13 protein-coding genes are annotated in these 25,930 nt (G+C 68.5%); 9 read left to right on the forward strand and 4 right to left on the reverse strand.

Annotated features, from left to right (window positions below):
• Window positions 1-63: 63 nt before the first annotated feature.
• The gene (locus HUA78_RS29720; RefSeq protein ID WP_141644756.1) at window positions 64-906 is read right to left on the reverse strand and encodes a RimK family alpha-L-glutamate ligase; all 843 of its coding nucleotides are present in this window, start codon (window positions 904-906) and stop codon (window positions 64-66) included.
• A gap of 296 nt (window positions 907-1,202) precedes the next feature.
• Here HUA78_RS29720 and HUA78_RS29725 point away from each other — a divergent pair, with 296 nt between their 5' ends.
• Entirely contained in the window at window positions 1,203-1,739 is a 537-nt protein-coding gene (locus HUA78_RS29725) for a YceI family protein (protein ID WP_141644755.1), read from the forward strand.
• A 9-nt stretch (window positions 1,740-1,748) separates the two neighbouring features.
• On the opposite strand, the gene HUA78_RS29730 is transcribed toward HUA78_RS29725, so the two are convergent.
• Window positions 1,749-2,765: an endonuclease/exonuclease/phosphatase family protein gene (locus HUA78_RS29730; protein ID WP_141644754.1), complete on the reverse strand. Its 1,017-nt coding sequence runs from the start codon at window positions 2,763-2,765 to the stop codon at window positions 1,749-1,751.
• Between the two features lie 287 nt (window positions 2,766-3,052).
• Between HUA78_RS29730 and HUA78_RS29735 the strand changes: the two genes are divergently transcribed.
• Window positions 3,053-3,193, forward strand: a complete 141-nt coding sequence (locus HUA78_RS29735) for a hypothetical protein (RefSeq protein WP_174455667.1) — start codon at window positions 3,053-3,055, stop codon at window positions 3,191-3,193.
• Between the two features lie 38 nt (window positions 3,194-3,231).
• Here the strand turns inward: HUA78_RS29735 and HUA78_RS29740 are convergent, their stop codons facing one another.
• Window positions 3,232-4,125 carry a sulfotransferase domain-containing protein gene (locus HUA78_RS29740; protein ID WP_217442647.1) on the reverse strand — a complete coding sequence of 298 codons (894 nt, stop codon included), beginning with the start codon at window positions 4,123-4,125 and terminating at the stop codon, window positions 3,232-3,234.
• A 986-nt stretch (window positions 4,126-5,111) separates the two neighbouring features.
• Between HUA78_RS29740 and HUA78_RS29745 the strand changes: the two genes are divergently transcribed.
• From HUA78_RS29745 to eno, 5 genes are all read left to right on the forward strand, one after another.
• Window positions 5,112-6,548: a DUF3375 domain-containing protein gene (locus tag HUA78_RS29745; protein WP_174477690.1), complete on the forward strand. Its 1,437-nt coding sequence runs from the start codon at window positions 5,112-5,114 to the stop codon at window positions 6,546-6,548.
• Window positions 6,545-7,159 carry a DUF4194 domain-containing protein gene (locus tag HUA78_RS29750; protein WP_174455664.1) on the forward strand — a complete coding sequence of 205 codons (615 nt, stop codon included), beginning with the start codon at window positions 6,545-6,547 and terminating at the stop codon, window positions 7,157-7,159. Before HUA78_RS29745 ends, HUA78_RS29750 begins: the two co-directional genes overlap by 4 nt.
• Entirely contained in the window at window positions 7,156-10,539 is a 3,384-nt protein-coding gene (locus HUA78_RS29755; RefSeq protein ID WP_174455663.1) for an ATP-binding protein, read from the forward strand. Before HUA78_RS29750 ends, HUA78_RS29755 begins: the two co-directional genes overlap by 4 nt.
• Entirely contained in the window at window positions 10,536-11,723 is a 1,188-nt protein-coding gene (locus HUA78_RS29760) for a DUF3322 domain-containing protein (protein ID WP_174477691.1), read from the forward strand. Before HUA78_RS29755 ends, HUA78_RS29760 begins: the two co-directional genes overlap by 4 nt.
• Before the next feature lie 72 nt (window positions 11,724-11,795).
• Window positions 11,796-13,079, forward strand: coding sequence for a phosphopyruvate hydratase (gene eno, locus HUA78_RS29765; RefSeq protein WP_174455661.1), 1,284 nt, complete (start codon window positions 11,796-11,798; stop codon window positions 13,077-13,079).
• 84 nt (window positions 13,080-13,163) lie between these two features.
• Here the strand turns inward: eno and HUA78_RS29770 are convergent, their stop codons facing one another.
• Window positions 13,164-14,195 carry a hypothetical protein gene (locus tag HUA78_RS29770; RefSeq protein ID WP_174477692.1) on the reverse strand — a complete coding sequence of 344 codons (1,032 nt, stop codon included), beginning with the start codon at window positions 14,193-14,195 and terminating at the stop codon, window positions 13,164-13,166.
• 185 nt (window positions 14,196-14,380) lie between these two features.
• Between HUA78_RS29770 and HUA78_RS29775 the strand changes: the two genes are divergently transcribed.
• Both HUA78_RS29775 and HUA78_RS29780 read left to right on the forward strand, forming a co-directional pair.
• Window positions 14,381-15,481: an ornithine cyclodeaminase family protein gene (locus tag HUA78_RS29775; protein ID WP_371745688.1), complete on the forward strand. Its 1,101-nt coding sequence runs from the start codon at window positions 14,381-14,383 to the stop codon at window positions 15,479-15,481.
• Window positions 15,482-15,579: 98 nt separating this feature from the next.
• On the forward strand, window positions 15,580-25,926 hold the full coding sequence (locus HUA78_RS29780; protein WP_174477693.1) for a non-ribosomal peptide synthetase: 10,347 nt from the start codon (window positions 15,580-15,582) through the stop codon (window positions 25,924-25,926).
• Window positions 25,927-25,930: the final 4 nt, after the last annotated feature.

Below are 25,930 nucleotides of genomic sequence, written 5' to 3' on the forward strand. Positions count from 1 at the left end.
TCCTCCGGGTGAGCCGTCTTGGCAAAATGACAGCGGCTGTGTCCCGATGGACCCCCGCGTGTTTCAGGCCCCAGCTGGGGGGCGGGTCCGCAATTTCTCCCGGAGACATTCCGCCAATTCGGAACACAGCTGCTCGGGGAAGCCCGACAGGCCCGGCGTGTCGTTGCACTCCAGCAACACGAAGCGCCCCTCCTGCGTCTCCAGGAAGTCGAGCGCGACGATATCAGCCCCCAGGTGCTCCAGGGCCCGCCGGGTGTAGCCCACCAATTCCTCGGGAGCGTCGATGACCTGGTGTTTTCGCGTCTGGACGTTGGCCTTCCAGCCCGCGCCCGCGCGCGACATGGCCCAGAACTGGTCCCTGATGGCCAGGCAGCGCACGTCCCGCCGGTAGTCGATATAGGGCTCGACAGCCGCGTAGTCATCGGCGGCGAACAGCAGGTCCGCGACCTCGAACCACTCGGACTCTTTCCGCACCAGCGCCTTCCCGTAACCGCCATGGTGGTTGCCCACCTTCACGACGAACGGCGCGGGTCGGGCAATCCGGCGCACCATGTCGTCACCGAGCGCGACGTCGAAGGGGATGACGGGCAGGCCCGCCTCGCGAAGCTCGGCGAGCATGGACAGCCGGTCATGACACCGCACGAGCGTCTTCGCGGGGTTGACACACGGCACGCCGCTCAGCCGCACCAGGTCCAGGACCGTGCGATGGCGCGGGTCCGGACGGATGGCGCCCACGCGCCAGAAGACGCCGTCGACTCGCACCGCCGCCTCTCGGGTGATGCACCACAGGATGCCCTCGCGCAGCACCCAGGCGGAGTCCTGGAGTCGGACCGGGATGACCTCGGCCTCCGGGAACCAGGTCGGCCAGTGCCGCTCGCCGTTGACGACCACGATGTTGGGACGCATCTGTTCTCCGGAAAGCATCCACTGTTCGGAGGCTGGGGAAAAAGCGCCAAGGCGTCCGAGTGTACGGGCCTTGTTTGTTTTACGGCGACACCCCGACGGGGGCTCGCGCAATGTCTGACATCGTCCACGCTCGCCTGCGCGCGCGCCACGTCGGGTAGGCATTCACTTCGCGTCGCAATGTTTGAAGCGTCACTCGAATAGGCCACCTGGGGTGCGTTCTTTCTCTAGGATGACTGTGTCCGCGGTGACCCGCTCGCGACGCTCCCCCTCGACTCCTCACCCAACGAGCCCCCCTCATGCCCGTGACCTCCTGGAACATTGATTCATCCCATTCCTCTGTCCTGTTCATCGCCCGCCACATGGTGGTGGCGCGCGTGCACGGCCGCTTCGAGCGCGTCTCCGGCGTGCTGCGCGTGGACGCCGAGCGGCCGACCCAGGGCGAGGTCGAAGTGAGCGCGGAGACGGCCAGCATCTACACGGGCGCGCCGGACCGCGACACACACCTGCGCTCGCCCGACTTCCTCGACGCGGAAGCCGCGCCCAGGCTCACCTTCCGCAGCACGAACCTGGAGCCCACCGGAGGCTCGGGCTTCCGGCTCCTCGGCGAGCTGACCATCCGCAACGTGACGAAGCCCGTCGTATTCGAGGCGCGCCACACGGCCACGTCGAAGGACCCGTGGGGCAGCACGCGCCTCATCTACACGGCCAAGGGCACCATCAACCGCTCCGACTACGGCATCCGCTGGAACAAGACGCTCGACAACGGCGGGTGGCTCGTCGGCGAGAAGGTGGACATCGAACTGGACATCCAGGCCCTGCCCGCCGCGAGCTGAAGACGCGGCTCAAGGCGAGGGAAGGAAGTCGGCCAGCACGGCGGAGTGGTCCGAGCCGCCAAACCCACCGCCTCCTTCCCGCGCCGCGCGGAACGAGCCCGGCACATAGGTGCCGCCCGCCGCGTTCGCGACGAACAGGTGGTCGATGGCCTGCTTCTGCCCGGAATAGACATAGGTCCAGGTCTGGTCGTCCGGGCGGTCCTTCGCCACGCGCAGCAGCTGTCCATCGCGCTCCATGGCGGTGATGGGCGCCGAGCCGGGCACGTCGTTGAGGTCGCCGCCCATCACCACCAGCGCCTTCGGCGCGCGCGCGGCGGCCTGAGCGACGATGGTCCGCGTGGTGTCCGCCTCCGCGTAGCGACGGCCCGGGTCGTCATCCACCTTCGAGCGGAAGTGCGCGGCGAAGACGATGACCTCCTTGCCGTTCACGTCCAGATGTACCTCCAGCAGCTCGCGCGAGAAGCGCGTCGTCGAGCCATCCGGTCGCGTCAGGACGCGGTCCCGATGGCTTCCCACCGAGGTGATGGGGAAGGCGGACAGCACCGCCACGTCCACGGAGGCCGTCCCACCCGTCTCGCCCAGCACGGCGTGAGGAAACTCCGGCAGCCGCGCCTGGAGCGCGTCGAGCCCCACCTGGGTCTCCACCTCGGAAAGCAGCACGATGTCGGCGTCCAGCGTGGTGAGGGAACTCGCCAGCCGACCCACCTGGGCATCGAAGACGCCCGGCGTGGGCAGGGCTTCATACTCGGAGCCGCCGCACTTCCCTGAGTCGCAGACGGTGTCGAAGAGGCGATGAACGTTGAACGCCGCGATGCGCACGCTCCCCTCGGGCCGGACGACCTGGCCGCCGCCACAGGTGCCGGAGGGACACGGGTTCACCGGGCCTGGATTCTCCGGAGGGGGTCGCCCCTCACAGCCGAGGACGCCGAACAGCAGGCCCATGAGCAGCGGAGCACGGCGAAGAGAAGAGACGCACGCGCCGATGACTGCGGAGCGGTGCGGGCCACGGATGGGGAGCAGAGGCATTCGGGCGGGCACAGTACCACCGCGAAGTGGACCGGCCCCCGACGGCGAAGTGTCTCCGTCCTCGATTGCACTCGGGGCATGAGCTGCTAGGTTGCCGCGCGCCGTTGACGCCACCCGTCATTGTTTCAAGGGCGACCTCTCGTCGGGTCCCCGAGGGAGCGGGCGGTAGGGTGCTCGCGACGGGTGGGCGAGGTGACACTCCCCTTGGGATGTGTCGCCGGTTACGCCTTCATCAGGGATGCTGGGCGTGTACGGATGGTGCTGACTCTGTGGCTGGAGGCGTGGACATGTTCTGGGAGATTCTCATTGGCGCCGCGGTGATGACGCTCGTCACGGTGCTCTTCACGGGGCCCGGGATGTGGAGCTCCAGCTGGGGCTGGAAGAACGACAAGCAGAAGGGGAAGGACCCGTCCAAGCCGGACGTGTAGCCCCAGCGCTCCAGGTGCGGCCGGGCGAGCGTTTGGCCCTACGGCTCCGTGGCCACCATGCCCAGCCGCTGGCGAGCGCGGACCACCCGGGTGTCCAGCTCCGCGCGCTGCTCCTCGCTCAGCTTCGCGCGGCCCTGGCCCACGCCACCCTGGTGGATGAAGGTGCCTCGGCCCTGGAGCGCCGCTTGCGGCCCGCGCATGTCGAACCGCTCGTTGTGCTGCTTCATGTACGCGATGCCGCACCGCTCCAGGATGTTGCCCAGCCGCGACTCGTCGATGGGCAGCTCGCAGAACGCGGCCACACGCCTGACGCCCGCCTCCAGGTTCTCAATCAAGTCCTCGTAGCGCACGTGCAGGACGTTGGCGTCCTTCCGGTGCGGCCACCAGGACTCGAGGTGCCCGAGCCACGGGTTCTCCACATCCATCACCACCCGAAAGTAGCCCTCGAAGGGCAGGGGCGTGGCCTCCATCAGACAGTGGTGGTGGTAGAGCGAGCCCAGCGAGTCCGCCGCGTTGCGCGTGACGTAGATGATGCGGCTGTGCCTGGGCGGCTTGAGCTGCTGGAAGGGCAGGTGCGACTTCAGGATGCGCGGTGAGGGCAGCGAGTCCAGCAGGGGCTCCGTGGTGGCATCGCGGGGCAGGAGCTCCAGGAAGGGTGACACCTGATTGATGTGCTCGAACTCGCCCCGGCCTTGCGTGACGAGCTGGAAGACAATCATCTGCATCCACGTCGTTCCCGCCTTGGGGCTGGTGGCGATGTAGATGTCTCCGCGTCGCGGTTTGAGCCAGACATATCTCAGACGCACCCACCGGAGCCATTCGGCGGTCGCCAGCAGCCGCCCTGACAGCCACGTGAGTCCGATAATGGATTGACGCAGCAGGGAGCGCAGCCAGGGGCGACTGCGCGGCACGGAATGAGCCGGTGACGACATGAACGACGCACTATGCACAATCACGTCGACACAACCAACGCAGGATTGGCGTGGCTCGCCGAGGCGTCCAGGGAATCGGAAATTTTCAGTAATCTAGTCGCAGACGCCAGGGCAATCCGCACCTCCTGTGTTAGGGGAGCAGGAGTCCGTGGGGTCGTCGACGCACCGCGCATCAGGTCCGGAGGCGACGCAGCCGCCGAGAAAACCCCCGCAGCACTCGACGTAGCCGGCGGGAACGTCGCAGGTCGACGGGTAGGCGGAACAGTTCCCCGTCGCGGACCGGGCGAAGACGGTCACCTGCACGCACGCCCCTTCGTCGTCATCGTCGGAACCACAGGCGCTCCACAGCAGCGCGCCCAGCACCCATCCTGCCAGCGTCAGTGTCTTCATGAGGGGCATCTTGGAGACTCCAGTCCCTGCATTGCGCCGGGTTCCTTGGCGGATGTCGAGCGGATGACGTCATTTCACCCGAAGACCCAGCACGGCGCAGCTCTGTACTTCCCGCCGGGTTGCCCAGGAGGACAGGGCGGTGGCGGCCTCGCCGCGCTTTGGCGCTTCGCGACGAATGGGAAGTGGGCCGGCCACGCCGTGCCTGGACCCATACGTCGTGAGAGGTCCCATGTCGTCACTGACCTGTCGAGTCGCGACCACCCGGTGGGAGCTGGTTGACGCGCTGCTGACCCGTTGGACTGTCTTTGAAGAAGGAGCGCCGTCCTCGCGGTCTGGCGCGTCGCTCCTGTTGCGGTGAGCCGCTTCGACATGCTGGAGACCTCCGTGTGCCTGGTCGCCCACGCGGGCGCGGAGCCGGTGGCCACCTCTCGCCTGCTGTTGCCCAACGTCCGGGTGGATCGGGCCATGGGGGCTCGTGCTGGGCGAGGTCCCTCGCGGGTGGGCAACCAACCAGGCACGACACCCATCTTCATCAACACAACCACCCCGTGGGGTCACCCGGGCATGTCAGAGGCGCGGTGTAAGGGTGATACTTCATGGACTTCGCGACGCTCGAAACCCTGCGACTGAAGCATCCCGCATGGCGGCTGCTCGTCGCGGACCACGCCTCCCTCATCGTCAGCTTCCTCCACCGCGTCTTCGTCGAATCCAACGCCCGCGCCACGCCCCAACGGGAACTGGTGCTGCGCCTCGAAGACCATCTGCACGCCCTCCGCGAGCGGCGCGGGGAGGCCGCGTTTCCTCGAAGTGCTGGCGCGTATCTCGACGAGTGGGCCGCCGACAGCGCGGGCTGGCTGCGCAAGTTCTATCCGCCCGACACGGATGAACCGCACTTCGACCTGACGCCCGCGGCGGAGCGCGCCATCCGCTGGTTGAGCCAGCTCACCGAGCAGCCCTTCGTGGGCACCGAGTCCCGACTGCTCACTGTCTTCCATCTCCTCCAGGAGATGACCGAGGGCACCGAGCCCGACCCCGAGGCCCGGCTCGTGGAGCTGGAGCGCCGCAAGGCCGAAGTGGAGGCGGAGATCGCCCGCGTGCGCGCCGGCCACCTGGACCTGATGGATGAGTCCGCCCTCAAGGACCGCTTCCAGCAGATGTCCGACACCGCGCGCGGACTGCTGTCCGACTTCCGCGCGCTGGAGGACGGCTTTCATGCGCTGGACCGGCGCGTGCGTGAGCGCATCGCGACGTGGGAGGGAACGCGCGGCGAACTCCTGGAGACGGTGCTGGGCGAACGAGACGCCATCAATGGCTCCGACCAGGGGCGAAGCTTCCGCGCCTTCTGGGACTTCCTCATGTCCCCCGAGCGCAAGGAGGCGCTCACCCGGAACCTGGAGCGCGTGCTGGCCCATCCCGCCATTCAATCGCTCCAGCCGGACTCGCGCCTGCCGCGCATCCACTTCGACTGGCTGGAGGCGGGCGAGCACACCCAGCGCACCGTGGCGAGGCTGTCCGGTCAGCTCCGCCGCTTCCTGGATGACCGCGTCTGGTTGGAGAACCGCCGCATCCTCCAGGTGCTGCGCGGCATCGAGAAACACGCCCTCGCCGTGCGCACGCGGCCTCCCGCCTTGCCCCTCATGTCGCTCGACGAGCTGGCACCCACGCTCGAGCTTCCGCTGGAGCGTCCCATGTACTCACCGCCCGCGCGCACCCGGATGGCGGACGAGGAGGTGCTGGAGGCGACCGAGGACGTGCCCTCCGAGGCCCTCTTCAACCTCGCATTCATCGACAAGGCGCGGTTGAAGACGCACGTCCGGGAGGCCCTCCAGTCACGCGAGCAGATCTCCCTGGCGGAGCTGGTGCGGGAGCACCCCTTGCAACACGGCCTCGCGGAGCTGGTCGTCTACCTGAGCCTTGCCTCCGAGGACAGGCGCTCCTCGGTCGATGAGGCCCGTACGCAAGAACTCTTCTGGACCGACGCGAGCGGCCACCCGCGCCGCGCCACCCTTCCCCTGGTGCTCTTCCTCCGATGACGACCCCCGCTCCGCGTCCCTCTGAAGGTCCCGATGCCCTGTCACTCGTCGTGGTCTCCCTCTTGAAAGGTGTTGTCTACCGCGAGGACAACTCCGCGCTGTGGCAGTCCCTGCTCCAACTGCAAGCCCGCGTGCGGGACCAGGTGTCCGTGCTGGGCATGCGGTTGATGCTCGACGAGTCGGAGGGCCACGCGTTCTTGCGACAGCGCTCGGAGGGGGAGTGCGCATCCGAGCTGCCTCGGCTCATCGCGCGCAGGCAGCTAGGGTATGGCCTGAGCCTGTTGCTCGCGCTGCTGCGCAAGAAGCTCGCGGATGCGGACGCCGCGGCGGGGGGCGGGCGGTTGGTGCTCCGGCGCCATGAGCTGCAAGAGCTGGTGAGGCTGTTCCTCCCGGATGGCACCAACGAGGTCCGGTGGGTGGAGCGCGTGAATCAGGACATCGAGCGGGCGCTGGAGATGGGGTTCCTCCGAAGGCTGGGGGAGGAGGACACCTTCGAGGTCCGCCGCATCCTGAAGGCATTCGTCGATGCGCAGTGGCTGGAGGACTTCGAGCAGCGGCTCGCGGCCTACCGCGACCAGCTCGTCGAGAAACAACCTGGAGGTGTGGAATGAGCACGGTGCGTCCTCTCACGCAGGCGGACCTGTTGGATATCGGCGCGCCCAACGAGCGCGCGGGGTTTCGACTGCGCCGGTTCGAGGTCTACAACTGGGGCACCTTCCACGACCGCGTGTGGCACCTGGAGCTCCAGGGCGAGAGCGGGCTGCTCACTGGGGATATCGGCTCGGGCAAGTCGACGCTGGTGGACGGCCTGGTGACGCTGTTCGTGCCGCCCCAGAAGCTCGCCTACAACAAGGCAGCGGGCGCGGAGGCCCGGGAGCGCTCACTGCGCTCCTATGTGCGAGGCCAGTACAAGTCCGAGCGCGGCGAGGGAGGGCAGGGCGCCAGGCCCGTCTTCCTCCGCGACGCGCCGACGTACTCGGTGCTGCTCGCCCACTTCCACAACGAGGGTTATGGCCAGGACGTCACGCTCGCCCAGGTCATGTGGATGCGCGAGCCGGAGGGCCAGCCCGCGCGGCTGTACGTGGTCGCGGATGGGAAGCTCTCCATCACCGAGCACTTCTCTCGCTGCGGCTCGGACCTGAACGCGCTGAAGAAGCGCCTCAAGGACCTCTCGCGCGAAGTCCATGAGACGTTCCCTCCATATCAGGCGGCCTTCCGGCGACGCTTCGGGCTGGAGAACGAGCAGGCGTTGGACCTGTTCCTCCAGACGGTGTCGATGAAGTCCGTGGGCAACCTGACGGACTTCGTGCGCCAGCACATGCTGCCTCCCTTCGACGTGGAGACGCGGCTCGCGGCGCTCATGGGCCACTTCGATGACCTCCACCGCGCGCACGAAGCGGTCCTCAAGGCGAAACGGCAGGTGAGCCGATTGGAGCCGCTGGTGGCGGACCATGAGCGCTTCACCGCCCTGTCCACGGAGCTCGACGCGCTGCGAAGCTGCCGCGACGCCCTGCGGCCCTGGTTCTCCGAGCAGAAGGCGCGACTGTTCGAGGCGCGGCTGGCCAGCCTGGAGGCGGAGCGCGAGCAGGTGCGCCTCCAGGCGGAGCAGGTGCGGGAGCAGCGCGAGCGACACGGGGCGGACCGGGACAGGCTGCGTCAGTCCATCTCCGCCAACGGGGGAGACCGCCTGGAGACGGAGAAGGCGGAGCTGGTGCAGCGCAGACATGAGCGGGACGAGCGCCTGCGGAAGGCGGACCGCTACTCGCGGATGGCCCAGGCAGTGGGCCTGCCGGCCGCGACGGAGCTGGAGGTCTTCCTCTCCAATGCGCGCTCGGTCCAGTTCCAGCGCGAGGCGACCGCGAGCGAGCTGGCGGAGGTGCAGAACACCCGCACGGAGGTCGTCATGGACCTGCGTGACATGAAGAAGGCGCACGAGGCCGTGTCCGTGGAACTGGAGGCGCTGCGTCGTCAGCGCTCCAACATCCCGGCGCGATTCCTCCACCTCCGGGCCCGGCTGTGCGCGGACCTCCAGCTGTCCGAGGACGCGCTCCCGTTCGCCGGAGAGCTGCTGCGAATCCGCGACGAGGCGCGCGACTGGACGGGCGCCATCGAGCGCGTGCTGTACTCGCTGGGCGTGTCCCTGCTGGTGCCCGACTCCGACTACGCGCGGGTCAGTCAGTGGGTGGACCGCACCCATCTGAACGAGCGGCTCGTCTACTACCGCGTCCGGGAAGAGGGCCTGACGCGGGTGCCACCGTCACGGCCCGAGTCCCTTCCGCACAAGCTCGCCCTCAAGCCGGGCTCCAGCATGGCGCCGTGGTTGGAGGGGCAGCTCGCCCGGCAGTTCGACTACACCTGCTGCGACACGACGGAGCAGTTCGTTCGCTCACGTCAGGCGCTCTCTCGTTCGGGACAGGTGAAGTCGGGCGGGGAGCGGCACTTGAAGGACGACCGGCGCCGCATCGACGACCGCTCGCAGTGGGTGCTGGGCTGGACGAACGACACCAAGCGTCAGGCGCTGGAGTCGGAGTCCCGCGCCTTGGAAGCGAGAATCCAGGCGGCCACCGCGCGGTGGGAGGCGCTCGAACAGCGCCACGCGCGGCTGCAGACCCAGGGCGAGCAGTTGGGCCAGCTCGCCGTCTTCGACACCTTCCGGGAGCTCGACTGGCGTCTGGTCGCCAGCGACATCCAGCGGAGGGAGGAGCGACTCAAGGCCCTGGAGGGCGAGTCCGACGTGCTCAGGGGCTTCGAGCGGGAGCTCGACGCCGTCGAGAAGGAGCTGGCGGCGACCGAGCAGACCTTGAAGGCCGTGGAGAAGCGCCAGGGACGCCTGGAGGAGAAGGAGGACGCGACGCGGCGGACGCTGACGGCGTGCCAGCGAACGATGGGGGAGACGTCAGAGTCCATCCGGGCCTGCTACCCGCGCGTGGCCACGCTCAGCGCGGAGGGGCAGGGGGGCGCGGCGCTCGAAGCGGACGCGTGCGACGAGCGGGAGCGGCAGGTGCGCGAGCGGCTCCAGACGCGCATCGACAGCGAGGCGCGTAAGCAGGAGCGGGTGCGGGATGCCCTCCTTGCCGCGATGCAGGCGTATCGCACCGAGTTTCCGCTGGAGACCCAGGAGCTGGCGGCGAGCCTGGAGGCCGCGGCGGAGTACGTGGCACTGCTCGGCTCGCTGCGCGCGGACGACCTTCCGCGCTTCGAGGCGCGCTTCAAGAGCCTCTTGAACGAGAACACCATCCGCGAGGTGGCCAACTTCCAGGCGCAGCTCCACCGGGAGCGCCACGGCATCCGCGAGCGGGTGGACACCATCAACCGCTCGTTGCGGGCCATCGACTACAACCCGGACCGCTACATCGTCCTGGAGCTGGTGCCGACGGTGGACGCCGACATCCGCGAGTTCCAGCAGGACCTGCGCGCCTGCACGGAGGGCACGCTCACGGGCTCGGAGGATGACGCGTACTCCGAGCAGAAGTTCCTGGAGGTGAAGCGCATCATCGAGCGCTTCCGGGGGCGAGTGGGCGAGGCCGACGCGGATGCGAAGTGGACGCAGCGGGTGACGGACGTGCGCAACTGGTTCAGCTTCTCCGCCTCGGAGCGCTGGCGCGCGGATGACCAGGAGCACGAGCACTACGCGGACTCGGGCGGCAAGTCGGGCGGACAGAAGGAGAAGCTCGCGTACACGGTGCTGGCCGCGAGCCTGGCCTACCAGTTCGGCCTGCAGTGGGGCGAGACGCGCTCGCGCTCGTTCCGCTTCGTGGTCATCGACGAGGCCTTCGGGCGCGGCTCGGACGAGTCGGCGGCGTATGGGCTGGAGCTGTTCCGCCGCCTGGACCTGCAACTGCTCATCGTGACGCCGCTGCAGAAGATTCGCGTCATCGAGCCGTACGTGGCCAGCGTGGGTTACGTCCACAACGAGGAGGGCCGCCGCTCCCGGGTTCGCAACCTCACCATCGAGCAGTACCACGCCGAGCGAGAGGCCCGGAGCGCATGAGCCGGGTGCTCGCGTGGACCACTCCGGCGAACGTGCGGGAGCAGGTCCGGCGCGTCTGGGACTCGGGCCGCATCCTCTCGTCCCTGCTCTCCGGCGAGGCGCTCTTTCCGTTGACCCTTCGCCTGCGCCGGCCAGAAGGGGCGGAGCTGGCGGCCCGGTTCGACGAGGCCCGTCAGTGGGTCCGTGAGTGGGAGGGCGAGTCCCAGGGCGGCTCGGGTTTGCACGTGGAGTGGTCGGAAGTGCGCCACCGCCAGCTCGGAGCGAACCGGGTGCCCCGGTGCGTCATCGTCCCCACCCGGGAGAGCGCGCTCGTGTTGTTGCGCAAATCGAGCGAGGCCCGGCGCTTCGACGCGCTGGCGAACCAGACGCTTGCTCGCTTCCCGTCGCTGCGCGAGTGGTTGGTTCGGCGCCCCCAGGTGCTCCTGGAGCGCGAGGCCGAGTGGGCGCGGGTGCTCGTGGCGTTGGACTGGTTCCTCACCCACCCGCACTCCGGGCGGTACATGCGACAGGTGGACCTTCCTGGGGTGGACTCGAAGTTCATCGAGAAGCACCAGGGACTCCTGATGGACCTGCAGGAAGAGGTGCAGCCGTCAGTGCGCGAGCGCCTCCCGGTGCGTGACTTCGCGTCCCGTTTCGGCCTGCGCGCGAAGCCACTCCGCGTCCACTTTCGCTTCCTGGATCCGGCCCTCTATCTCAAAGGCCTGTTGTCGGACCTGACCGTGACGGTCTCCGAGCTGGCGGCGCTGCGGCCTCGCGTCGAGCGCGTGTTCATCACCGAGAATGACGTCAACGGCCTCGCGTTCCCCTGTGTCCCGCGGAGCCTGGTCATCCTCGGCCTGGGATACGCGCTGGAGCCGCTCGGCGCGTTGCCCTGGCTGTCCTCGACCTGCGTGTACTACTGGGGCGACATCGACACGCATGGCTTCGCCATCCTCGACCGATTGCGCGCGCACCATCCCCGCGTCCATTCCCTGCTGATGGACCGCGACGTGCTGCTGGCGCACACGGCGCACTGGGTGGAGGAGGACAAGCCTCACCGGGGCACGCTGTCGCGACTCACCGAGTCGGAGGCCGCGCTCTACGAGGACCTTCGCCATCAGCGGCTGGGCGAGCGCGTCCGACTGGAGCAGGAACACATCGGCTTTCGCTGGGTGGAGAACACCCTGGCCCGACTGTCCGCGTGAGTCAGGAGATGCCCCGGTTCGCTCGGGGACTCGTGTCTTGACGCACTGGGACCGCTTCGCTACGAAGGCGCGATGACTACAATCGTCGGTGTCGTAGGCCGTGAGATTCTCGACAGTCGCGGCAATCCCACTGTCGAAGTCGATGTCATCCTGGAGAACGGCATTCGCGGTCGCGCCGCGGTTCCCTCCGGTGCCTCGGTGGGCACGCACGAGGCCGTGGAGCTGAGGGACGGCGACAAGAGTCGCTACCTTGGCAAGGGCGTGCTGAAGGCCGTCTCCGCGGTGAACAACGAGCTGTTCAACGCGGTCCGCGGGATGAACGCGGAGGCGCAGCTCGAAATCGACCAGACGATGATTGCCCTCGACGGCACGCCGAACAAGAAGAAGCTCGGCGCCAATGCCATCCTCGGCGTGTCGCTGGCCGTGGCGAAGGCCGCCGCCGCCGCGCGCGGGTTGCCGCTCTACCGCTACGTGGGGGGCGTCTCCGCCAACCTGCTGCCCGTGCCGATGATGAACATCATCAACGGCGGCGCGCACGCGGACAACCCCATCGACTTCCAGGAGTTCATGATCATGCCCGTGGGAGCCAGGTCGCTCTCCGAGGCGGTGCGCATGGGCGCCGAGGTCTTCCACACCCTGAAGAAGGGCCTGTCCGAGGCCGGCCACGGCACCAACGTGGGCGACGAGGGCGGCTTCGCGCCGAACCTCAAGAACGCCGAAGAGGCGCTCGACTTCATCATGAAGTCCATCGAGAAGGCCGGCTACCGCCCCAACGAGGACATCGCCCTGGCGCTGGACTGCGCCGCCAGCGAGTTCTTCAAGGGCGGCGTCTACGACTACGAGGGCGAGGGCAAGAAGCGCTCCATCGAAGAGCACGTGAAGTACCTGGAGGGGCTGGCGGCGAAGTACCCCATCGTCTCCATCGAGGACGGGCTGGCCGAGGACGACATGGCCGGCTGGAAGCTGCTCACGGACCGCATCGGCAAGAAGATCCAGATTGTCGGCGACGACCTGTTCGTCACCAACGTGACGCGGCTGGCCGACGGCATCAAGAACGGCATCGCCAACTCCATCCTGGTGAAGGTCAACCAGATTGGCACGCTGTCGGAGGTCATGGCCGCCGTGGAGATGGCGCACAAGGCGGGCTACACCGCCGTGATGTCCCACCGCTCCGGTGAGACGGAGGACGCCACCATCGCGGACCTGGCCGTCGCCACCAACTGCGGTCAAATCAAGACGGGCTCGCTGTCCCGCGCGGACCGCACCGCGAAGTACAACCAGCTCATCCGAATCGAGCAGGAGCTGGGCAAGCAGGCCCGCTACGGCGGCCGCTCCGTGCTGCGCGTGGGTGCCTGAGGCGCGCGTCGGCGGCCGGGCGGAGTCGTCCGGCCGTCGTGCCGTCCGTCACGCGGGCGGGGAAGGTCCGCGTGACGGCGGGGCTCACGCCGCGAGCCCCAGGTTGCGCCGCACCGCGGGCTGCCTCACCTTCCAGATGAGGCTGTCGACGATGTAGTGGTGGAAGTTGAGCGTCTGGACGATGAGCAGGCTGGCCGCCGGAATCCACCCGAGTCCCTTGAGGATGAAGGTGTAGAGCAGCGCGGAAATCCCCACGCAGACCACCAGGTAGTGGAGCATCCGGCGGCTCTGGCTGAGCGTGGAGAGGAACGGGTGGGCCTGACTCACCTTGTCCCCGAAGCGGCGGTTGTGGAACAGCCAGACGATGAGGATGTACTGCGCGTTGTGCCACACGTTGAGGCCCAGCCAGCCCGTCTCCAGGCTGGGGATGACGAAGTAGCCCAGCGTGAACATGCCCGCGTGCGTGGCCAGATAGAGCGTCTGCACGGGGCTGCCGGTGCCGGAGCGCAGCGCGCGGACCTGGAATACCGCCCAGGCGGCCACCGCCACCAGCGCGCTGGCCGCGGCCACCCAGGCGACTTCCTGGGGCACCGGCAGCATGCGCACGTCCAGCTTGAGGAACGTGGTGGAGCCCTGCGCGGAGCGGTGGAGCAGGCCCGCCAGGGGCAGGAGGTAGAGCATCCACACGGTGGCCGGATTGTCCGAGGGTGGCCTGCGCGAGGCCCGGTCCAGGATGCGGCTGACGCCGTAGCTCTGCCGCAGGTAGTGCCACCCCTGCCAGTAGAAGTAGATGCTCATCAGCGGCCAGACGCCCGCGAGCTTGTACACGGTGAACGTCCCCGTGAAGACGAGCAGCGGCAGCACCCAGATGTGGAAGCGGTGCTGCTGCCGGCTCTCCCCGTCGAAGCCCAGCCGCGTGAAGGTCGACACCACATGGTGGTAGCCGAGCAGCCACACGTCGATGGTCAGCAGCAGCGGGAATAGCGAGGGTTTCGCCAACGCGGCCAGGGCGAAGACACAGCCCAGTCCCGCGGTTCCCACGATGAAGAGAAGGTCGAAGCGGGGATTGCGAACCCAACCCCACGACAACTCCGCGGTGTCCGTCCGTGCGCTCACGGCGTCGGATGATACGGCTTGTGCCGAGGGCCTGTAAATCATGCAATGTCGGCAAGTGTGGTCATGGGCAATCAGGGATGATAATTCTTCTGGTCTGGTAATGATGTGTCGGATTGTTTTGATTGTCTTCACAGGTCCGACGGCTTGATGCAGAGTGCTCGCATCTCCACCCGAGGGGAGCGCCCGTGAAGACACTTCTCGTCACCCAGGCGGACCTGCGCAGGCTCGTGCAGGAGGTTGGAATCGATGCCCTGATGGACCAGGTCATCGAGGCGGTGGAAGGCGCCTTTCGCGCGTTCGACACGTCCCGGACGGAACTGCGGCAGCGCGACGGTTTCACCCTGCGCAATGCTCGGACAGGCGTGCTGGAATGGATGCCAGTGATGCGCCAGGGGGAAACAATTACAATCAAGGTGGTGGGCTACAATCCGTTGAATCCCAGACGCTATGGGGTTCCCACCATTATCGCGACGAACAGTGTCTATGACTGTGAAACGGGGCATTTGAGGGCGGTGGTGGACGGGGTGCTGGCGACGGCGTTGCGCACGGGGGCGGCGTCCGCCATCGCGAGCCGCCACCTGGCGCATCCGGAGAGCCGGGTGGTGGGGCTGGTGGGGTGCGGGGCGCAGGCCGTCACGCAGCTGCACGCGTTGTCCCGCGTGTGGCCCGTGGAGCGGGTGCTTGCCTTTGACGTGGACGCGGCGGTGCAGCGCTCCTTTCCCAAGCGGGTGGGGTTCCTGGGGTTGGATGTTCGCGCGGCGCCACGGGAGGCGGTGGAGGCGGAGGCGGACATCCTGTGCACGGTGACGTCCGTGGGGGTGGGTGAAGGGCCGGTGCTGGAGGACGGGCGATTGCGGCCGTGGGTGCACGTCAACGCGGTGGGCTCGGACCTGCCGGGGAAGGTGGAGCTGCCTCGCTCGCTGCTGGAGCGCAGCCTGGTGTGCCCGGACTTCCTTCCCCAGGCGCTCGTCGAAGGGGAGTGCCAGCAGCTCCAGCCCGAGCAGATTGGGCCGGGCATCATCGAGGTCGTGCAGCATCCCGAGCGCTACGAGGACTGGCGCAAGCGGTCCACGGTGTTCGACTCCACGGGCTTCTCGCTGGAGGACGAGGCGGTGACGCGTGTCCTCACGGAGCTGGCCCGGCGATATGGGCTGGGCATGGACGTGGAGCTGGAGTGCCTCGCGGGGGATGCGATGGACCCGTATGACCTGCTCCTGCCGGGGCGCGGGGTCGAGCCAGGTCAGGGTGAGCCGGGTGACTCCCGGCACAAGTTCCGCGTGGCCTGACGCACGCATCCGGTCTCTTCCTCTCATTGCCTCTCACGCGGGAGTCCCGCATCCCGGTTGCCGGTGTCACGGGACTTCACGAGGACCCGAGGAGCACCATGTCGCAGAGCGAGCAGTCCACCCGCACGAAGGTGGAGCGAGCGGGGCGTCGGCCTCCGTTGGTGCACCAGCCGCACGGTGGCGTGGTGGAGCAGTCCTTCGCGCAGCAGCGACTGTGGTTCCTCGCGCAGCTCGACCCGGATGGGTCCGCCTACAACGCTCCCTTCGCCGCGAGGCTGAAGGGGCGGCTGGACGTTGGAGCGCTGGAGGACGCGTTCCGCGAGGTGGTGAGGCGGCACGAGTCACTGCGGACGACGTTCGGCGAAGTGGACGGGCGGCCGGTGCAGCGAATCCACGAGGCGGTGGAGTTCAGCCTGCGAGTGGAGAAGGTGGAGGAAGGGGGCGTGCTGGCGCGAGTGGAGGAGGAGACGCGCGGGCCGTTCGACCTGGAGCGAGGGCCGCTGCTGAGGGCGAAGGTGCTGAAGGTGGGGGAGGCGGAGCACGTGTTGGTGTGGGTGGTGCATCACATCGTGTTCGACGGGTGGTCGGTGGGAGTGCTGGAGAGGGAGTTGAGCGAAGCGTACGGGGCGAGGGTGAGAGGGGAGGAGGGGGAGGAGCGGGGCCTGGAGGTGCAGTACGCGGATTACGCGAGGTGGCAGCGGGAGTGGCTGAAGGGGGAGGTGCTGGAGAAGCAGTTGGCGTGGTGGAAGGAGGAGTTGGCGGGAGCGCCGCTGGTGCTGGAGCTGCCGACGGACCGCCCGAGGCCCGCGGTGCAGACGTTCGCCGGAGCCTTGAAGTGGATGGCCCCGCTCGAGGCGTTGGAGGGCCCCCTGCGCGAGCTGAGCCGGAAGGAAGGGGTGACGCTGTACATGACGCTGCTGGCGGGGTTCCAGGCGTTGCTGTCGCGCTACAGCGGGCAGCGGGACATCGTCGTCGGTTCTCCCTTCGCGGGACGCGGCTCCAGGGACCTGGAGGGGATGATCGGCTTCTTCGCCAACATGCTGGCGCTGCGAGCACGCGTCGAGGATGTGTCGTTCCAGGAGTTGCTCAAGCGGGTGCGGCGCACGTGCCTGGGTGCGTTCGCGCACGAGGAACTGCCGCTCGAACAACTGGTGGACGCGCTCCAGCCGGGGAGGGACTTGAGTCGCTCGCCCCTCTTCCAGGTGGCCTTCGTGCTCCAAGGCGAGCCGGCCTCGGCGTTGGCGCTCGAAGGCGCGGACGTCTCGGACCTTCCGCTGGAGCCGGGCGTGTCGAAATTCGACCTCACCCTGTTCGCGCGGGAGACGCCCCGAGGGTTGGTGACGTACTGGGAATACAACACGGACCTCTTCGATGAAGAGACGGTGACGGAACTGGCTGAGCGCTACGTCCGGTTGCTCGAGTCGGTGGTGGCACATCCCGAGCAGCGCGTCTCGGAGCTGCCCCTGCTGAGCGCCAGCGAACGTGAGCAGCTCCTGGTGGCGTGGAATGACACGCGGACGGAGTATCCCCGCGAGGCGAGCATCCACGAGGTGTTCGAGGCGCAGGTGGCGCGCACGCCCGACGCCGTCGCGGTGGAGTTCGAGGGCGCGCACCTGACCTATGCCGAGCTGAATCGGCGGGCCTGGCAGCTCGCGCGGCTGCTGCGGCAGCGGGGTGTGGTGGCCGGAAGTCGCGTGGGGCTGTTCACGCGGCGCTCGCTGGAGATGGTGGTGGCGACGCTTGGCATCCTCAAGGCCGGCGGGGCGTATGTGCCGCTGGACCCGTCGTATCCCGTCGAGCGGCTGGCCTTCATGTGCGAGGACGCGGGGCTCCAGGTGCTGCTGGTCCAGCCCTCGTTGCGTTCGCGGCTCCCCGCCATGGCCATGCACATCCTGCCGCTGGAGTTTTCATCGGAGCCGGCTGACTCGGAGGACGACGAGGCGCCGGGCGTGCCCGTCCCACCGGAGGCGCTGGCGTACGTGATGTACACCTCCGGCTCCACCGGAAGGCCGAAGGGCGTGTGCATTCCACACCGGGCCGTGGTCCGACTGGTGAAGGGCGCTCACTTCGCCGAGCTGGGAGCAGGGGAGGTCTTCCTCCAACTGGCGCCCATCTCCTTCGACGCCGCCACGCTGGAGCTGTGGGGCCCGTTGCTCAACGGAGGCAGGCTGGTCGTCTTCTCCGAGCACTCGCCTTCGGTGGAGGATTTGGAGGGCGCGCTGTCGCGCCATGGCGTCACCGCGCTGTGGCTCACCTCCGCGTTCTTCGAGCAGGTGATGGCCACCCGGCCCGAGGCCCTGGCGAGCGTGCGTCAGGTCCTCACGGGAGGTGACGTGGTGTCGCCGGGAGCCGTCCGCGCGCGGCTGGCGCGGGGTGGAAGCGTGGTCAACGGCTATGGCCCCACGGAGAACACCACCTTCACCACCACCCATCGGCTCACGGACCCGGCGCGAGTCGGCACGTCGGTGTCCATCGGTCGGCCCATCTCCAACACGAACGTCTACGTGCTGGACGCGGCCCTGGAGCTGGTGCCGGTGGGCGTGTGGGGCGAGCTGTACACAGGGGGCGATGGACTGGCGTGGGGCTATCTCCGACGGCCCGAGCTGACCGCGGAGCGCTTCGTGCCGCATCCCTTCAGCGCGGAGCCGGGAGCCCGGCTGTACCGCACGGGAGACCGGGTGCGCTTCCTGCGCGACGGGACGCTCGAGTTCGCCAGCAGGCTGGACGGTCAGGTGAAGCTCCGAGGCTTTCGCATCGAGCTGAGCGAGGTGGAGGCCGCACTTGCCGCGCATCCCGAGGTGCGTGAGGTGGCGGTGCTGGCCCGGGACGATGGGCCCGGAGGTCGGTGGCTCGTCGCGTACTTCGTGCCCTCCGTGGGAGTGGCGCTGACGCCCCAGGCGATGCGCACGCACGCGCAGGCACGGCTGCCCGAGTACATGGTGCCCTCGGCCTTCGTCCCGCTGCCGGCCTTCCCCCTGACCTTGAACGGGAAGCTGGACAGGACGGCGCTGCCATCACCGCGAGCGGAGGACGCGCGAGGTGAGTACGTGGCACCGCGCACGGCGATGGAGCAGGTGGTGGCCGATGTGCTGGCGCCGTTGTTGGGCCTCTCGCGGATGGGCGTGGAGGACCACTTCTTCGAACTGGGGGGACACTCCCTGCTGGCGACACGGGCTGTGTCGCGGTTGCGCGAGGTGCTGGGCCGGGAGCTGCCCGTGCGAGTCCTGTTCGAGTCTCCCACCGTGACGCGGCTCGCGGAGCGACTCGAGGAAAACCATGGCGCGCAGCCGCCACCCCTGACGCACCAGCCGCATGGTGGCGTGGTGGAGCAGTCCTTCGCGCAGCAGCGGCTCTGGCTCACCTCGCAGCTCGACGCGGGAGGGATTTCCTACAACGTCCCCTTCGCGCGGCGGCTGAGCGGCCGGCTGGATGTGCAGGCACTGGAGGACGCGTTCCGCGAGGTGGTGAGGCGACACGAGTCACTGCGGACGACGTTCGGCGAAGTGGACGGCCGGCCGGTGCAGCGAATCCAGGAGGCGGTGGAACTGGAGCTGCGCGTGGAGGAGGTGGAGGAAGGGGACGTGCTGGCGCGAGTGGAAGAGGAGGCGCGCGGGCCGTTCGACCTGGAGCGGGGGCCGCTGCTGAGGGCGAAGGTGCTGAAGGTGGGGGAGGCGGAGCACGTGTTGGTGTGGGTGGTGCATCACATCGTGTTCGACGGATGGTCGGTGGGAGTGTTGGAGCGGGAGCTGAGCGAAGCGTACGGGGCGAGGGTGAGAGGGGAGACGGGGGCGGAGCGAGGCTTGGAGGTGCAGTACGCGGACTACGCGAGGTGGCAGCGGGAGTGGCTGAAGGGGGCGGTACTGGAGAAGCAGTTGGCGTGGTGGAAGGAGGAGCTGGCGGGAGCGCCGCTGGTGCTGGAGCTGCCGACGGACCGCCCGAGGCCCGCGGTGCGGACCTACCAAGGCGCACTGAAGCGGGTCGCGCTGCCAGCGGGGCTGGAAGGGGCGCTGCGCGAGCTGAGCCGGAAGGAGGGGGTGACGCTGTACATGACGCTGCTGGCGGGGTTCCAGGCGTTGCTCTCGCGCTACAGCGGACAGACGGATGTGGTGGTGGGGACGCCGATCTCCGGGAGGAACTGGAGGCAGGTGGAAGCACTGGTGGGGTTCTTCGTGAACACGCTGGTGGTGAGGACGCAGACGCAAGGGGCGAGCTTCCGGGAGCTGTTGAGGAGGGTGAGGCGCGCATGCCTGGGAGCGTTCGCGCATCAGGACCTTCCGTTCGAGCAGTTGGTGGACGCGCTCCAGCCGAGCCGGGACTTGAGTCGCTCGCCACTCTTCCAGGTCATGTTCGTCATGCCTGGGCCCACGGCTCCGCTGGCCCTGTCCGGCCTCGCCGTGGAGGAGCTGAGCTTCGAGCCGGGCATGGCGAAGTTCGACCTGACGTTGTTCGCGTGGGAGACGCCTCGCGGGTTGGTGACGTACTGGGAATACAACACGGACCTCTTCGACGCTGAGACGGTGTCGCGCATGGCGGGCCACTACGGCCGGCTGCTGAGCGCGGCGGTGGAGACCTCGGAACGACAGGTCTCGGAGCTCCCGCTGCTCGGAGACTCCGAGCGACAGCGCTTGCTGGTCGACTGGGGCTCGCGCCAGGACTCCACCTATGTGCCGGGGCTGATGCACCAATGGGTGGAGGCCCAGGTCTCGCGAACGCCTGATGCGGAGGCCGTCACGGACGGCACACGCTCGCTGACCTATGCGGAGCTGGACGCGCGCGCGAACCAGCTCGCGCACCACCTGGTGGCGCTCGGGGTTCCTCCCAATGGCTCGGTGGGTTTGTGTCTGGACCGGAGTGGACTGGAGATGCCTGTGGCGGTGCTCGCCACCTTGAAGGCGGGCGCGGCGTTCCTTCCATTGGACCCGACCTGGCCCGTCGAGCGACTGGCGCTCATGCTGGAGGATACGCGTGCGCCCGTGGTGCTGGCGCAGTCGCACCTCGTCGCCGCGCTGCCGCCGAACACCGGCGCTCGCATTGTCTGCCTGGAAGACGAAGGCCCCGCCATCGCCCGTCGTCCCACGATGGCTCCGCGTGTCGACGTCTCGCCGGAGACACACTGCTACTTCGTCTACACCTCGGGCAGCACGGGGCGACCGAAAGGCATCGTCATGTCCCACCGCGCGGTGGGCAACATGCTCTGGTGGTTGCTGCGGCGCACGGTGAAGCCGGACGCCACCACGCTCCAGTTCGCTTCGCTCAACTTCGATGTCTCCTTCCAGGAGTTGTTCGGCACCTGGTGCCTGGGCGGGCGCGTCCTGCTCATCACCCCCGAGTTGCGCCGGGACCCCAGTGCGATGCTGCGGTACATGGTGCGTCACCGGGTGGAGCGACTGTTCCTGCCCTTCGTCGCGCTCCAGGCTGTGTGTGACGCGGCCGGTGCGGAGGATGTGTTGCCGCCGCTGACGGAGGTGGTGACGGCGGGCGAGCAGCTCCAGGTGACGCCCGCGCTGGTGGCCTTCTTCGAGCGGCTCCCTGGCTGCGTGCTGGAGAATCAGTACGGGCCCTCGGAGGCGCACGTCGTGACTGCCTGGAGGGCATCGGGCCCACCGTCGTCATGGCCCGCGCTGCCTCCCGTGGGGGAGCCCATCACCAACGTGCGGCTCTATGTGCTGGACGCGAAGGGCGAGCCCTGTCCCCTCGGTGTCCCAGGGGAAGTGGGCGTCGCCGGTGCCAGCCTCGCGCATGGCTACCACGGCCGTCCGGACCTGACCGCGGACCGCTTCCTTCCGGACACGCTCGGCGCCGCATCGGGCGAGCGCTATTACCGTACGGGGGACAGGGCCCGCTGGCTCGCGGATGGGAACCTGGAGTTCCTCGGCCGCCTGGACGGCCAGGTGAAGCTGCGCGGGTTCCGCATCGAGCTGGGCGAAGTGGAGGTGGTGTTGCGAGCCCTCCCTGGTGTGCGAGACGCGGTGGCTGTCGTCCGCGAGGACGTGCCGGGAGATCGGCGGCTCGTGGGCTACGTCGTCTTCCAGGAAGGCCAGCGGCTTGAGCCCTCCGAGCTGCGCACGCAACTGCAGGCGAAGCTGCCCGAGTACATGGTGCCGTCGGCCTTCGTGTCGCTGCCCACGCTTCCGTTGGCGCCGACGGGAAAGGTGGACCGCAAGGCCCTGCCCGTGCCGCGTGCGGAGGAGTCTCGGGGTGGCTACGTGGCGCCGCGCACCGCGATGGAGCGTGTGGTCGCGGAGGTCTTCGGCCCGTTGCTCGGACTGGAGCGCGTGGGCGTTGAGGCCCACTTCTTCGAGCTGGGAGGACACTCGCTGCTCGCGACGCAGGCGGTGTCGCGCCTGAAGGAAGTCATCGGTCGCGAACTCCCTGTCCGGGTGCTGTTTGAGTCCCCCACGGTGGCCCAGCTCGCGGAGCATCTGGAAGACGTGCTGGAGGATGCGAGGGGCGCGGCACGGCCGCCATTGGTGCGAGGGCCTCCGAGTGCCGTGGCGGAGCAGTCCTTCGCGCAGCAGCGGTTGTGGTTCCTCTCCCAGCTCGATGCCGAGGGGTTCTCCTACAACATGCCTTTCGCCGTGAGGCTGACGGGGTCTCTGCACGTGAAGGCGCTGGAGGAGGCGTTCCGCGAGGTGGCGAGGCGGCACGAGTCACTGCGGACGACATTCGGCGAAGTGGACGGCCGGCCGGTGCAGCGAATCCAGGAGGCGGTGGAACTGGAGCTGCGCGTGGAGGAGGTGGAGGAAGGGGACGTGCTGGCGCGAGTGGAGGAGGAGGCGCGCGGGCCGTTCGACCTGGAGCGAGGGCCGCTGCTGAGGGCGAAGGTGCTGAAGGTGGGGGAGGCGGAGCACGTGTTGGTGTGGGTGGTGCATCACATCGTGTTCGACGGGTGGTCGGTGGGAGTGCTGGAGCGGGAGCTGAGCGAGGCGTACGAGGCCAGGGTGAGAGGGACGGCCGTCGACGAACGGCGTCCGGAGGTGCGGTACGCGGACTACGCGAGGTGGCAGCGAGAGTGGCTGAAGGGGGAGGTTCTGGAGAAGCAGCTGACGTGGTGGAAGCAGCAGCTCGCCGGCGCACCGCCTGTGTTGGAGCTGCCCACCGACAGGCCACGGCCCGCCATGCAGTCATTCAACGGGGGCCATCTCGCGGTGCGACTGCCTCCGGAGCTGGCGGGGGCGCTGCGCGAGCTGAGCCGGAAGGAGGGGGTGACGCTGTACATGACGCTGCTGGCGGGGTTCCAGGCGTTGCTCTCGCGCTACAGCGGACAGACGGATGTGGTGGTGGGGACGCCGATCTCCGGGAGGAACTGGAGGCAGGTGGAGGCGCTGGTGGGGTTCTTCGTGAACACGCTGGTGCTGAGGACGCAGACGCAAGGGGCGAGCTTCCGGGAGCTGTTGAGGAGGGTGAGGCGCGCATGTCTGGGAGCGTTCGCGCATCAGGACCTTCCGTTCGAGCAGTTGGTGGACGCGCTCCAGCCGAGTCGGGACCTGAGTCGCTCGCCACTCTTCCAGGTCATGTTCGTCATGCCTGGGCCCACGGCTCCGCTGGCCCTGTCCGGCCTCGCCGTGGAGGAGCTGAGCTTCGAGCCGGGCATGGCGAAGTTCGACCTCACGCTCTTCGTGCGCGAGCTCCCTCAGTCGCTCGTGACGTACTGGGAATACAACACGGACCTCTTCGACGAGGAGACGGTGTCTCGGATGGCGGGCCACTACACGCGACTGCTCCAGGCCGCGCTCTCCCAGCCTGGACAGGACGTGGAGGCGCTGCCGTTGCTGGGGGAGGCCGAGCGACGCCGCTTGCTCGTCGATTGGAACGCCACCGAGGCGCCTCGGTCCTCGGCGTCCTGTGTGAATGCGCTCTTCGAGGCGCACGCCGCGCGCACGCCCGATGCGGTCGCTGTCCGCTTTGGCGAACACTCGCTCACCTATGGCGAGCTGAACCGGCAGGCGAACCGACTCGCGCGATTCCTCCGCCGGGGTGGTGTGGGCGCTGACGTTCCGGTGGCCCTGTGTGTCCGACGTTCGCTCGACCTGGCTGTGGGAGTGCTCGGAGTCCTCAAGGCGGGCGGCGCGTATGTCCCGCTGGACCCCTCCTATCCACGGGAGCGCCTGGAGTGGATGCTCCGCTCCTCGGGTGCCACATGGTTGCTCACGCAGTCCACGCTCTCCGACGTGTTGCCGGACGGCGTGGCGCGCAGGCTCGACCTCGACACGGAGGCGGCGCGTTTCGCGGAGGAGCGCTCGGCGGACCTGGAGCCGCTGGCGGGCCCGGAGTCGCTCGCCTACGTCATCTACACCTCGGGCTCCACCGGTACGCCCAAGGGGGTGGCCATGCCTCACGGGCCTCTGCTCAATCTCGTGCAGTGGCAGCTCGGCGCGTCCACGCTTCCCAGGGGGAGGACGCTCCAGTTCTCCCCGCTGAGCTTCGACGTGAGCTTCCAGGAGCTGTTCTCCACCTGGGCGGCGGGAGGGGAGCTGGTGCTCATCACCGAGGACCTGCGCCTGGATGCGCACGCCCTGCTGGAGCTGATGGACCGGTGTGAAGTCGAGCGCCTCTTCCTGCCCTTCGTCGCGCTCCAGAACCTGGCGGAGGTGGCGGACCGCGAAGACTTCGTGCCGCGACGGCTCCGCGAAATCGTGACGGCGGGAGAACAGCTTCGGGTGACGCCGGCCCTGCGTCGCTTCGCGCGGAGATTGCCTGGGTGTGTCCTGCACAACCACTACGGGCCCACGGAGTCGCACGTGGTGACGGCCCACACGCTGGCCGGGGACCCCGAGTCATGGCCCGACCTGCCCTCCATCGGACGCCCCATCGCGAACGCCCGGGTCCATCTGCTGGACGCGCGACAGGCACCTGTTCCCCTCGGTGTTCCCGGGGAGATGTACCTCGGAGGTGACGCGCTGGCGCGTGGCTATCTCCACCGGCCGGACCTGACGCTGGAGCGTTTCGTTCCGGACCCGCTCGACATTTCTCCCGGTGCGCGGCTGTACCGCACGGGTGACTTCGCGCGGTATCGGCAGGACGGGACGCTTGAGTTCCTCGGTCGACGCGACGCGCAGGTGAAGGTGCGTGGCTATCGCATCGAACTGGCCGAAATCGAAGCGGTGCTCGCGCGCCACCCGGCGCTGAAGGACTGCGTGGTGGAGGCGCGCGCGGATGGCTTGGGCCTCACGCGACTGGTGGCCTATGTCGTGGGCGGGGAGGGCGGTCCGCCAGCGGCCCCTGAGCTGCGGAGCTTCCTCAAGCAACGACTGCCCGAGTACATGGTGCCTGGCCACTTCGTGCCGTTGGACAGGTTGCCGCTCACGCCCAGCGGCAAGGTGAACCGGCGCGCGCTGCCTGCTCCGGGGGGCGAGGTGGCTGCCCGCTTGGTGGAGCGAGTCCCGCCGCGAACGTCGCTGGAGCTTCAGCTTGTCCGCGCCTGGGAGGAGACGCTGGGCCTGCATCCCGTGGGCATCCGCGAGGACTTCTTCGAACTGGGTGGGCACTCGTTGTTGGCCGTGCGGCTGCTCGGACGGATTCGCGGGCTGACGGGGCGGTCGCTTCCGGTGGCGACCTTGTTTCAGGGTGCGACGGTGGAGCGCATCGCGGGCCTGTTGCACCAGGACCAGGTGCCGACGTCGTCGCTGGTGGAGCTGCGGAGCGGAAGGACGAAGCGGCCCTTTTTCTGCATCCACCCCGTGGGTGGAACGGTGCTCGCGTACGCGGAGCTCGCGCACCAGGTGGGGCCCGACCAGCCCTTCTACGGCTTGCAGGCACCGGGGCTTGACGGAGAGGCGCCGACCCTCGACAGCGTGGAGTCCCTGGCGGCCCACTACCTGCGCGCCGTTCGCACTGTCCAGCCTCGTGGGCCCTACCTGCTCGGTGGATGGTCCTTGGGCGGCACGCTCGCGTTCGAACTGGCGCAGCAACTTCAGGAGCAGGGCGAACAGGTGGACCTGCTGGTGCTCATCGACACCTATGCGCGAGCCCATCCCGGAGGTGCGGTGGACCGGGAGTGGCTGGAGCCCACGAGGTTGGGCGCGCTCTTCTTCAGGGACCTGCTGCGGGCGGCGGGCGCGGACCTTCCGTGCTCCGAGGACGCGCTCTCACAGCTCGCTCCGGAGGACTCACTGCGTCTCCTGGAAGAGGCCGGTCGCAAGGCGGCGGCCCTGCCCGAGTCGGGCCTCAGCGCGCTGCGCGAGGTGTTCGAGTCCAATCTGCGAGCCGCATGGCGCTATGTGCCCCGGCCGTACACCGGCACGTTGCTCTCCATCGAGTCGGGCGAGTCACCCCATGCTCACGAATGGGAGCTGCTGGCGAGGGGCGGCGTGGAGGTCCACACGCTGCCCGGAGACCACTACGCACTGCTGCGGCTTCCGGGAGTGCAGCAGCTCGCCGCGATTCTGCGCGATGCGCTCGCGCGAGCCCAGGCGAAGACCCAGCCCCGGAGTGTGTCCGCATGAGCCG

Origin of the sequence: Myxococcus sp. CA033, from assembly GCF_013336625.1 — a bacterium.
Taxonomy (GTDB): Bacteria; Myxococcota; Myxococcia; order Myxococcales; family Myxococcaceae; genus Myxococcus; species Myxococcus llanfairpwllgwyngyllgogerychwyrndrobwllllantysiliogogogochensis.